The organism is Acinetobacter sp. IK31 (genome assembly GCF_035615195.1).
Lineage (GTDB): Bacteria > Pseudomonadota > Gammaproteobacteria > Pseudomonadales > Moraxellaceae > Acinetobacter > Acinetobacter calcoaceticus_C.
The window spans coordinates 156859-168670 of record NZ_JANBOB010000033.1; the positions used below are offsets into that span (position 1 = coordinate 156859).

At 36.0% G+C, this 11812-nt stretch carries 10 protein-coding genes; 9 read left to right on the forward strand and 1 reads right to left on the reverse strand.

The genetic code is table 11. From position 1 onward, the window contains the following. Positions 1 to 109: 109 nt before the first annotated feature. The 3 genes from brnQ to MSG66_RS17565 all read left to right on the forward strand — a co-directional run bounded on the left by brnQ (position 110) and on the right by MSG66_RS17565 (position 2531). The gene (gene brnQ / locus MSG66_RS17555) at positions 110 to 1411 is read left to right on the forward strand and encodes a branched-chain amino acid transport system II carrier protein (protein WP_133973282.1); all 1302 of its coding nucleotides are present in this window, start codon (positions 110 to 112) and stop codon (positions 1409 to 1411) included. Positions 1412 to 1602: 191 nt separating this feature from the next. Then, the gene (locus MSG66_RS17560) at positions 1603 to 2022 is read left to right on the forward strand and encodes a heme-binding protein (protein ID WP_324654765.1); all 420 of its coding nucleotides are present in this window, start codon (positions 1603 to 1605) and stop codon (positions 2020 to 2022) included. Positions 2023 to 2288: 266 nt separating this feature from the next. Next, positions 2289 to 2531, forward strand: a complete 243-nt coding sequence (locus tag MSG66_RS17565; RefSeq protein WP_042894212.1) for a hypothetical protein — start codon at positions 2289 to 2291, stop codon at positions 2529 to 2531. A 38-nt stretch (positions 2532 to 2569) separates the two neighbouring features. On the opposite strand, the gene MSG66_RS17570 is transcribed toward MSG66_RS17565, so the two are convergent. Then, positions 2570 to 3025: a hypothetical protein gene (locus MSG66_RS17570; protein WP_202741894.1), complete on the reverse strand. Its 456-nt coding sequence runs from the start codon at positions 3023 to 3025 to the stop codon at positions 2570 to 2572. Positions 3026 to 3166: 141 nt separating this feature from the next. Between MSG66_RS17570 and MSG66_RS17575 the strand changes: the two genes are divergently transcribed. From MSG66_RS17575 to MSG66_RS17600, 6 genes are all read left to right on the forward strand, one after another. After that, positions 3167 to 4027 carry an alpha/beta fold hydrolase gene (locus tag MSG66_RS17575; RefSeq protein ID WP_324654766.1) on the forward strand — a complete coding sequence of 287 codons (861 nt, stop codon included), beginning with the start codon at positions 3167 to 3169 and terminating at the stop codon, positions 4025 to 4027. 321 nt (positions 4028 to 4348) lie between these two features. Further along, the gene (ptsP, locus tag MSG66_RS17580) at positions 4349 to 7204 is read left to right on the forward strand and encodes a phosphoenolpyruvate--protein phosphotransferase (protein ID WP_324654767.1); all 2856 of its coding nucleotides are present in this window, start codon (positions 4349 to 4351) and stop codon (positions 7202 to 7204) included. Positions 7205 to 7219: 15 nt separating this feature from the next. Beyond that, complete coding sequence (pfkB, locus tag MSG66_RS17585; protein ID WP_202741891.1) at positions 7220 to 8167, forward strand: 1-phosphofructokinase; 948 nt, start codon at positions 7220 to 7222, stop codon at positions 8165 to 8167. Then, on the forward strand, positions 8154 to 9869 hold the full coding sequence (locus tag MSG66_RS17590) for a fructose-specific PTS transporter subunit EIIC (RefSeq protein WP_202741890.1): 1716 nt from the start codon (positions 8154 to 8156) through the stop codon (positions 9867 to 9869). Before pfkB ends, MSG66_RS17590 begins: the two co-directional genes overlap by 14 nt. 867 nt (positions 9870 to 10736) lie before the next feature. After that, positions 10737 to 11201: a MarR family winged helix-turn-helix transcriptional regulator gene (locus tag MSG66_RS17595; protein WP_002121027.1), complete on the forward strand. Its 465-nt coding sequence runs from the start codon at positions 10737 to 10739 to the stop codon at positions 11199 to 11201. Positions 11202 to 11393: 192 nt separating this feature from the next. Further along, positions 11394 to 11609, forward strand: a complete 216-nt coding sequence (locus MSG66_RS17600) for a hypothetical protein (RefSeq protein ID WP_324654768.1) — start codon at positions 11394 to 11396, stop codon at positions 11607 to 11609. Positions 11610 to 11812 lie beyond the last annotated feature (203 nt).

The window sequence follows — 11812 nt, forward strand, 5'->3', positions numbered from 1 at the left end:
CACCAGATATCGTTTTAACCACCCGAAAAAAAGCTTTTTCACATAAATTAGCGCTTGAACATGATTACTTTTGCTCTAAAATTCCTTCTTTTTTATTCACTTTTAATTTATGCAACATCTTCGCACTGGAGATATTATTGCCTTAGGTTTTATGACCTTTGCCCTTTTTATTGGTGCTGGCAATATTATCTTTCCTCCCATCGTCGCTCAACAAGCTGGTGAACATGTCTGGTTAGCTGCACTAGGCTTTTTGATTACGGCTGTCGGCTTACCTGTAATTACCATTATGGCACTCTCTCGCATGCAGGGATCCATTGAAATTATTAGTTCTCCCTTAGGTCGGGTGGCAAGTCTGATTTTAACTGTTGTCTGTTACTTATCAGTCGGCCCTCTATTTGCTACCCCACGTACAGCTACTGTTTCTTATGAAATTGGTTTTTCCTCTTATTTTGGAACCTCAAGTAGCAGTCTTCTAATCTATAGTGCAATCTATTTTTCATTTGTAACTGTAGTTTCACTCTATCCAAACAAGCTTTTGGATACAGTAGGACATGTACTTGCCCCGCTAAAAATTATCGCTTTAGCAATTTTAGGAATTGCGGCGGTCATGATTCCTGCGGGTTACGTTCCTGCACCGATTAATCAATACGTTGCGTCGCCGGTTTCAGAGGGTTTCGTAAACGGTTATCTCACCATGGATACCTTAGGTGCACTCGTATTTGGTATCGTTATTATTCAAGCGATTTACTCTCGCGGTGTAACTGATAAAAAGTTAGTGACCAAATATGCAATTATTGCCAGTCTCATTTCGGGTGCCGGTCTTACTTTAGTCTATTTAAGCTTGTTCAAATTAGGTTTAGGTAGCCATGAAGTAGCACCAAATGCAGCAAATGGCGCAGTAATTTTACATGCATATGTTCAGCATGCTTTTGGAAATATGGGTTCATTATTCTTAACTGGCCTCATCTTTCTAGCATGTATGGTTACAGCGATTGGCTTAACGTGTGCGTGTGGTGAGTACTTTGCTCAATTAACTAAATTACCCTATAAGCTTTTAGTCTTTATTTTAGTTGGTTTCTCTTTCATTATTTCTAATCTTGGATTAACTAAACTGATTGCTATATCAGTACCAGTTTTAAGTGCAATCTATCCACCTGCAATTGTGGTGATTATGCTGAGCTTCTTTTGGAAATTTTGGCACAAACCTTCTTTTATTGTCGGTTCAGTAACGAGTATTGCTTTAATTTTCGGCATTATTGATGGTCTTAAAGTTGCAGGTTTTGGTGATTATTTACCTGAATTTCTACAACATTTACCACTAAATGAACAAAACTTAGCTTGGTTGATCCCATCTTTAGTTGTTCTTGTAATTACCGTAATTATCGACAAAGTTAAATTCAAAAACATTTAATTTAGTGGCTTTTTTGAAATCGAGTTTTATCCAAACATGATTTTATATATTGAATAAAATGCTGTGTTTACCCAGCCAGCATTTTATTTCCACACTAGCTTTTAATGACAAATAAACAATAGATATAATCAATTTTTACTGTAAAATTACACTAAAATAATTTTTAGCTTACTCAGGAAAGAAGAGCAACAATGAAAACTAAATATTACTTAACATTAGCAGATGCAGAGTTTTTAATGGAAGAAGCTCAAAAATATGCTATTGAACACAACTTTAAAGTCAGCATTGCGATTGTTGATGAAACAAGCTCTCTATTACTCATGAAACGTTTAGATGGCGCCTCTCCTTTAAGTTCACATCTATGCTTAGAAAAAGCAAAATGCTCTTCAATATCAGGTAGACCGTCAAAATTTTACGAAGAACTTCTAAAAAGTGGTCGTCTTGGTTTTTTAAGTATGCCCAGCGCTCAAGGGATGTTAGAAGGTGGAAAACCGATTATTCATGAAGGTGAAATTTTAGGTGCTATTGGTGTATCTGGTGTTCAATCTTTTGAAGATGCAGAAATTGCTCAACATGCGATTGATACCTTTTTTAAAAAGCAAAATAGCTAAAATAAATTAATAGGAAAGAGAAATTAATACACTTTTCACTTAAATAATTTCTCTTCCCTAAAAGAATAAGCATTTCATACAAAAATATTTAATATTTACTTTTTTAATACCTTAAGCTTTTATAAATATAAAGGTTTTTGTAAAACTGCTCAAAAAAATTGCTATTCTCTATTGAATTGAATTAAAAATAGCAGTAAAACATTAAGCTTAAAACTTATTCTTGACTAAAACATTAGGTTTTAGCACAACTACAAGGAGGGATGGAGATGTTATCATTACATTTCAACAAACAAGTCTTCATTAACACTCTGAACAGCAAAGATTCAGTTGTTTATGGAGTAACACCGCTTGCTCTTATGCTGACTTTGCTGTTTCAAGGTATGATTAAAGGAAATTTAAAACCCGAATACTTTATGTATGCGATGGTTGTTTCTGTCATATTTTGTTTGTGGGCCTTCGTCGATCATAAAATGCGAAAGTTAGCTAAAAGACGTCTTAGTCAACAATAATTGCAAGATTAAAAAAATGGATGAGTGATCATCCATTTTTATATACCCAGAAATAAAAAAATTGTTCCCATAACTAAAATAGCTGTAGCTAATAATTCAGTAATAATCAATGCCACCATCATTAAAGACATTAACCACGAAGGCAAGTTAAATCTGCCTAATCGATGTGGAGTTTTGAATTGATTTGTCGTGTCCTGTAAATATCCATGTATGATGTAAACCAATATTGAAAAACTAAAAAATAAGACATTCGCTAGAACACACCACAAAGTAATATTTTCATTTAAAACAGTAAAATAACTTAGTGCAGCAAGAATTAAGCTAGCAGCTGCGTAAAGTAAGCTACTTCGATGAGCAATATCGACATAATAATGCGCACGACTCAATTCCGAACGGCGTATTTGCCAATATTTCCACACCCCTGTGAACATTCCTATCCATAAAAATATGCCACTAAATACAATCGCTAACTGTACAGCTTTTGATAAATCCATCTTTTTCCTCATTATTCGTTTTATTAAAATTTAATGAGCTGTATAGCATAAATCCTGACTTTATAGTCACACTTTAATCAAGTATCATTTTAGAACTCATGTAAATTAAAGTCATCAATAAGCTAATCATTACGTAATATTATGGATAACACTTTTGAATCATTTTGGATGACCTGCGAAGATGGTTATCAACTTGCTGCACAATTTTATCCAGCTCAAACAAAAAAATCGGCCAATCCTGTTTTGATTTGCCCAGCCACAGGCATTACTAAAAATTTTTATCATTCTTTTGCTACATGGTTAAGCCAACAAGGTTATGAAGTATTAAGCTTTGATTTCCGTGGAATTGGAGATTCATTGCATGGACCTTTAAAGCAAAGTGAGGCAAGTATTAATGATTGGGGGACACGTGATATTCCTTGCGCAATTGACGCCCTATTAGAAAAAACACAAGCAGAACAAGTTACTCTGCTTGGCCACAGTGCCGGTGGGCAATTATTAGGAATTGTGCCTAATTTTCATAAGGTAGCAAAAGTTGTTGCGGTAGCAGGCTCTACTGGCAATGTAAAAGGACTTAAAGGTAAAACCAAGTTTCTGGCCCCTGTTATGTTTAATGTTATTTTTCCAATTTCTAATACTTTAAAAGGTTATGGCGCTACTCAATTTATTGGAATGGGTGAAAACTTACCTAAAAAAGTTGCTCAACAATGGAGAGAATTTTGTAGCAACCCAGGCTATGTAAAAAATGCCATTGGTAAAACTATCTTTCATGACTTTCATACTGAGATTGTCTGCCCCATTACTTCGATTTGGGCAAGTGACGATGAAATTGCCACTCAACACAATGTTGAGGATTTATTAAGTTTATATCCGAATGCCCCTACTAAAATGCTAGAACTAAACCCGATCAAACTCGGTTATAAATCAATTGGACACATGTTAATGTTTAAAAAATCACATCAAAAGCTGTGGTCACTCTTAGAGCAAGAAATTCAATATTAATTTTAAATTCTATCATTTACTTTTTGCCTCTATGCCCGTAATCCGGTTTAGAGGTTTTTTTTATTATTAATACTTCTTTTTTATAAAATCACTTTATTAAATTTATAGTTACCATAACAAATTAAAATATATTAAGTAGCGATTCCTTTGTATTTTTAATAAGCATTTTTTTACGTAAATACGTCGATATAACCTTAAAGTTCTGCTATGGTAATTTGTCTGAAGCTGTTGTTTAAAAACGGGTAAACTAACCTATTTTAATACAAACAGCTTCTTTTTTTCTGTTTTAGCTAAAACCAAAGAAATTGTTCAAGGATAAGTATGCTAGCACTCGAGCCTCGACATATTCATATGAATCAACATGCTGTTGATAAAAAGCATGCATTACAGTGTCTAGTAGATATATTAGTAAAAGATGGGTTAGTTACACCTGAATATATAACAGGACTCATCAATCGCGAACAGCAAAGCGCCACCTATTTAGGTCAAGGAATTGCAATTCCACATGGCACTCCGCAATCTCGTGAATTTATTTTAGAAACAGGCATTCGGTTAGCTCACTTCCCTGAAGGAATAATATGGGATGGGGAAAACACGATTTATTTAGCTGTAGTTATTGCAGCAAAATCTGATGAACATTTACAAGTACTACAAATATTAACTCGAGCTTTAATGCAGGATGTCAGTGAACAAGTAAAAAATGCGACACAACCTGAGCAAATTATTGAACTCTTACAAGCTCAACCTTTATCTTTAACTCTGCACGAAAATTTAATTCAAACTGAAATTGAATCTCAAGATATTGAAGATTTGTTGTGGTCAGCCTCTCAAATTTTAAAAAAACATAATTTCGTAAAATGTGGTTTTCTAAGCTCACTTGAGCCAGATCAAGTTATCCAGTTACAAGACCAGATCTGGTCTATTTCTAGCAGTAAATTCGTTCAACAGCCTGCAATCAGTATTGTAAAGCCCCGCCATACTCTAGATCTGGGTGGACAAAAACTAAATACGCTAGTTTGTATTGCTGCCAATGAGCAGTTAGATAGTCAAAGATTTAACCGACTCATTGATATTTTATTTAACCCAGAACAAGTCGCTCAGCTAGATCAAACACAAACACCAAATGAAATTGCTAAAATTATTGGTGCAGATGTTATTCCAGATTGGCCTCATCGCTCGGTTGTATTAGCCAATGCACATGGATTACATGCTAGACCAGCGACTCATTTGGTGAACTTAACAAAAAGTTTTCAAGGCGATATTCAAGTCGCAGTGGACGAAGGTAATTTTGTTTCAGCTAAAAGTTTGACTCGTTTATTAGCCTTAGGATGTAAACGCGGCCAAACTTTACGTTTTATTGCCGAGCCAGAAACAGATGCGGTTGAAGCTTTAGATAAAGTTATTCAGGCCGTGCAACAAGGCTTAGGAGAGGAAGTTGAACCAATTCTGTCTCCAGATATCAAAGAAACTCAATCGTCTCAAACAGTAAAATCACTGCCGAGAACATTAAGTGCAAATGCAGGCATTCCAGCTTCAAGCGGCTTAGCTTTTGGCCCCGTACATGTCATTAAACCTAAGATTTATCAATATGAACGTATGGGTTTAAGTGTTAAAGCAGAAAAAGAAAAACTAGATATTGCTCTTCATGCAGTTAAAAACAATATTCACCAAGTGATTGCGAAATCTGAAGCTACGGAAATTAAGCAAATCTTCCAAGCACATTTGGAAATGTTGGATGACCCCGATCTCATTAATGGTGTTTATCAAAAGATAAACTTAAACCTTTCTGCCCCTGCTGCATGGTATGAACATATTGACGCAGCAGCCAAAGAACAAGCAGCTTTACCAGACCGTTTACTGGCTGAGCGAGCTACAGACTTACGTGATATTGGCGATCGGGTTTTAGCTCAACTCTGTGGTGAAGTTATTATCGAAGAGCCAAAAGAGCCTTATATCTTGATCATGTATGATGTGGGGCCAAGTGATGTGGCTCGCCTTAATAAAGATCGTGTAGCGGGTATTTTGACAGCTGTAGGCGGTGCTAGTGCCCATAGCGCTATTGTTGCTCGTGCTTTAGGTATTCCTGCCATTGTGGGTGCTGGCGATCAAGTATTAGATATTGAACAAAAGAGTTCTCTTTTAATTAATGGAGATACAGGAACTTTTGTATTAAACCCTAATTCTCAGCAAATCGAACAAGCAAAACAGGAGCGTGAGCTTCAACAAAAAATTCGTGAAGAAGCTGAACGCCACTGTCAAGAACCTGCGATTACTCTAGATCAATACCAGATCGAAATTGCTGCCAATTTAGGAAAAGTTCAAGCTACAGCCCACGCAGTAGAATGTGGCGCCGAAGCAATCGGTCTACTCAGAACCGAGCTTGTTTTTATGGCTCATAGCAGTGCCCCAAATGAGGCAGCCCAAGAAACAGATTACCGTGTTGTCTTAGATGCCCTTGCTGGCCGCCCTCTTGTAGTACGTACTTTAGATGTGGGAGGTGACAAACCTCTCCCTTACCTTCCAATTGCTGAAGAAGAAAATCCATTTTTAGGTCTAAGAGGTATTCGTTTGACGCTAAGACAGCCAGAGCTGTTACGTCAGCAACTTACCGCTTTGCTTAAAGCCGCAGATGATCGCCCTTTACGAATCATGTTTCCAATGATTGGTCGTGTAGAAGAATGGCGTGCAGCAAAGGCAATTCTTGATGAGGTTAAAACTTTACATCCATGTGACAATTTAGAAGTTGGCATTATGATTGAAGTTCCCTCTGCTGCCTTACTTGCCCCTATTCTTGCTCAAGAAGTGGACTTTTTCAGTATAGGAACAAACGACTTAACTCAATATACTTTAGCTATTGACCGTGGTCACCCTATCCTCTCGGCTGAAGCAGATGGCCTCCACCCAAGCATTTTGCAATTGATTGATCATACTGTAAAAGCTGCACATAAATATGGCAAATGGGTGGGCGTATGCGGAGAACTGGCAGCTGATCCAAAAGCTGTACCGATCCTTATGGGATTAGGCGTAGATGAGCTCAGCATGTCTCCCAATAGTATTCCTTTGGTAAAAGCCCAAATTCGTACACTTGACTACAGCCAAGCTCAAATGCTTGCAAAACGCGCACTAGAATGTGATAGCGCCCCTGCTGTACGTCAGCTATCCGAACAAGAAATCTAAAGATTAGGAACAGTAATGGCTAAAGTTTTAACAATTACTTTAAATCCTGCAATTGATGTGACTATACAACTCAATGAACTACAGGTTGGCGAAGTAAATCGACAAGAATCTGTAGAAATACATGCAGCAGGCAAAGGGTTAAATATTGCACAGGTTTTAAAAGATTTGGGGCATGAGGTTATTGTTTCTGGTTTTCTAGGAACCACTAACAGACAGATTTTTGATAAGCATTTTAAGGAAGCTCAATTCCAGCCTGAGTTTATTTATATTGAAGGTGAGACTCGCCAAAATATAAAAATTGCTGAACATTCTGGGCGTATGACTGATTTAAATGGAAAAGGTTTTTTAGTATCTGAATTGGATAAAAAGAACTTATTTCAGAAAATCGAAATGATTTTGCCGCAAGTAGATGTGATTGCTATTGCAGGGAGCCTTCCACAAGGTTTTAGTATTGATGAGTTAAAGCAACTTATTAAGCTCATTCAAGGGCAAGGAAAAAAAGTTGCTCTTGATACAAGTGGTAAAGCATTAGTCGCTGCAATTGAGTGCCAGCCTTGGATGATTAAACCCAATACTGATGAATTAGTAGAAAGCTATCAGCTTCCTGCCGCGACCTATGCTGAACAAAAAAAGCTTTTTGAAAACTTAGCTGAAATTGAGCATGTCGTTATTTCGATGGGTGAAGACGGTGTAAATTGGCTACATAACACTCACCCACTTCATGCCAAAGCCCCTAAAGTAGTCGTTAAAAGTACCGTTGGTGCAGGTGACTCTCTTTTAGCAGGCATGATTCATGGCTTAATGAATGGTTTTTCTGCTGAAGAAACATTGAAAACGGCTACAGCAATTGCAAGCCATGCTGTCACACAAATTGGCTTTCGGATTCCAAATGCTGAAAAGCTAGTCCAATTAAAAGCCCAAACTACAATCAATTCATTGAGTGAATCTGATGCCAACTGCTAAACATTTATTATTTGTCATTAATAGTCCGCAACAGCAAGTCAATGCTTTGATTTTAGCTCGTAAACTTGCACAAGTTGCATCCCAACAGGGTTATTTAAATAGCATTATTTCGCTCGATGAATTTGATGCGAATGAAAACTTAGATCAAGTCATTGTTGTTGGACAACGCCCGAAAGATCTAAATATTTTTGGTACCCACCCTTTGTCTTTAATTAGCATTGAAGAGATAAAAAAGGATGCTCACTTAGCTTTTCAAACTGCCTTAGATCATTTTAAGCCAGCTCAAGATTGGCAGAGTGATACGACATCAGTAAACAAAGCAACTAAGTTTGTTGCAATTACAGCTTGCCCTACTGGGGTTGCACACACTTTTATGGCTGCCGAAGCTTTACAACAAGGTGCAGAAAGACTTGGCTATGAAATTGAAGTAGAAACACAAGGTTCCGTTGGCGCAAAAAATATTTTATCAGCTCAAGCTATTGCTGAGGCAGATATCGTAATTCTTGCGACTGACATTGAAGTTAATACAGATCGTTTTGTGGGTAAGCGTGTTTACCGATGCGGCACTGGTTTTGCATTAAAGCAAACAGATAAAGCCTTTGCTGAAGCAATAAGTAATGCTCAAGTTTTAGAACAAGGTAAGCAACAAACATCAGTCGAAAACAAAGATAAAACCGAAAAGGTTGGCGTATATAAACATCTCTTAACAGGTGTTTCCTATATGTTACCTATGGTCGTGGCTGGAGGTCTTTTAATTGCCCTCTCTTTATGCTTTGGTCTAAATGCTGCTGAGCAAGCTGGAAGTTTACCTGCGATCTTAAAACAAATTGGGGCCGCCGCATTTATGCTTATGGTCCCAATGTTATCGGGTTATATTGCCTACTCGATTGCTGATCGTCCTGGGCTCGCACCTGGTTTAATTGGCGGCTTACTCGCCTCTCAATTACAAGCAGGTTTTTTAGGCGGTATTGTTTCTGGTTTTCTTGCAGGTTATATCGCTCTTTTTATTGCAAAAAAACTTAAACTTCCAACTAGTCTAGAAGCGCTTAAACCCATTTTAATTATTCCTTTATTAGGTACGTTATTTGTTGGCCTTATTATGTTCTATGTGGTTGGACAACCTGTAGCACATATTTTCGAGCTAATGAAAGATTTCCTAAATAATATGGGTACAACAAATGCTGTGTTAATGGGAATTATATTAGCAAGCATGATGTGTATTGATTTGGGTGGTCCAATCAATAAGGCAGCCTACGCTTTTACTGTCGGATTGCTGACAACAAATACCTATATGCCAATGGCAGCAACAATGGCGGGCGGTATGGTCCCTGCTATTGGTATGGCTATTGCGACTCTCATTGCTAAAAATAAATTTAGCACAGGAGAGAAAGATGCTGGGAAAGCCGCTTTTGTACTAGGTTTATGTTTTATTTCAGAGGGTGCAATTCCTTTTGCTGCTAAAGACCCAATGCGTGTTATTCCAACCTGTATTTTAGGTGGCGCTGTGACAGGCGCACTTGTTGCCTTATTCCATTGCGAGTTGGTAACTCCTCACGGTGGTGTGTTTGTTCTTTTAATTCCAAATGCAATTAATCATGCTTGGTTATATCTTACTGCAATTGCTGCCGGTAGTATCGTTACTGGAATAAGCTATGCAATTGTTAAGAAAAAGATAGAAGAAAAGACTGTGACCATTTCATAATTAAAAAAGGGAGAATATAAGTTCTCCCTTTTTTATAAACTATATCTAATTAATCAAATAAAACTGTAAGCTCAATCTATTGAACAAACCATTCTAATAGGGCCTATATCACTTAATCTGAGTAGCTCTTGCCATAACCTGTGCAGGTACTTCTTCTTGCTAACATAACAGTTAAAGTCGGTTCTTTTTTCGATTCAAAAGATGAGCGACATCCTGTCTGATGTAAAAATTATTAAAAATATAATTTATAGATAAAAAAGTTAAATTTATAAACTTAACTACTCAACCAGTTTTTTTAATTTTATTAAAATAATCAACAAGTTAATAAACGATCCCTTTTTAATTTACTAAATAATTGATGATTCATGTTAAATGTATGGTAAATTTTATCAAAAACAAAACACATCAAGATTTTGATATTTATAAACATTTATTATTTAAATATCTTAATTTTTCGTAATTATGACTTTAGAGACAAAAACTATCTCGTTCAATGCCACGGTCAAATCATAATTTTTTTTCTACGATGCGTCTGCAAGCCAATATTGTTTAATTAACAATCAAGCAAGCCTCGATGCAATCTTGTATATCTGTCAAAGATTTTAAGAAATTAATGGCGATGACCCATTAAGTCACATTAACTTTCAACAAACTTTGACTATAGAAGAAGAGTATTTGTAGTTTATGCAAAGTATAGAAATGTTTATCAAGATAAGGACCGTTAAACCATGTCATTGTTAAATTTAACTATATAAATTTTGCTCACCAAGTAAAGTCCTGATATAACTTGCTTGATGAAACTATATTTTTCAACTATTAAAGATAGTTCACCAGAAATGCGATCCACCAAGGTATGGGGAAAAGTCAATGACAAAGAAGTATGCGCGTTTTTTACCTACAACAGAATCTTTTACTCTTGAAGATTTTCCATATTATTGGATTACTCAAGTACATGCTCAGTATGTACAAAATATTGATAATGCTTTAAAAAAATATGGTTTAGATAACTCACGTCGACGCATTATGTTGGCTTTAAGCAGTAAGCCCCATGCGAGTGTTTCTGAACTTTCAGATATGATTATTTCAAAAATGTCGACGACCACCAAGATTGTTTATCGTTTAAAAGATGAAGGTTTAGTTGAAACTTATTCTTGTCAGACCGATGGTCGAATCACCCGCGTAGTACTTACAGAAAAAGGTACTGAAATGATCAATAAGATTAATGATCTAACCAGCGTGGTACTCGAACAATCTTTCGAAGGTATCACTCCGTTACAATTAGAAAAAATGATGGAAAGTTTAAAATTACTTTTAAAGAATCTTTCTCGTTAAAAGTGGAACAGGTGTTTTATAATAATAATTAAGCTCTCTTTACGAGAGCTTTCTCTATTTTAATGCTTCATCTAGGTCTTAATAGAAACAACTCCCCTACATAAAATAATCAATTAACTTCTCATCTGTTGACTTGAGCCTCTAAGTCCAGTAGAAATTCTCTTTCAACAACTGAATAGCAAATTTTTGAAAATGGCTAAAAGAAAATACAAAAGTGACAAGTTTCAAGTGCGTCGTATTAACCGTCAATGGTGGGTACTTGAAAAAGACCTCGAAACAAACTGCTATTTAAAACATGAACAAGTGGCAACAAAAACCTTAGCAAACAACTATGCTGATGATTATATTGAACAATATTATATGAATCTTTATATTCAACAAGAGTTGAAGAAACCTGAAACTGTATAAAAAAGCCATTTGGCTTTTTTTTATTTTTAATAGTTAGAGATTATAAACACAAAAATTAAGAATAAAAAAAACCTACATCTTGGGGAAAATGTAGGCTATAAAATGCACAAAAAGGAAATATATATCCTTCTTGATGAAAACAATTTTACGATAATATAAGCCTTTATTTTATATTACTTTTGTAAACTTAATGATGGTTATTG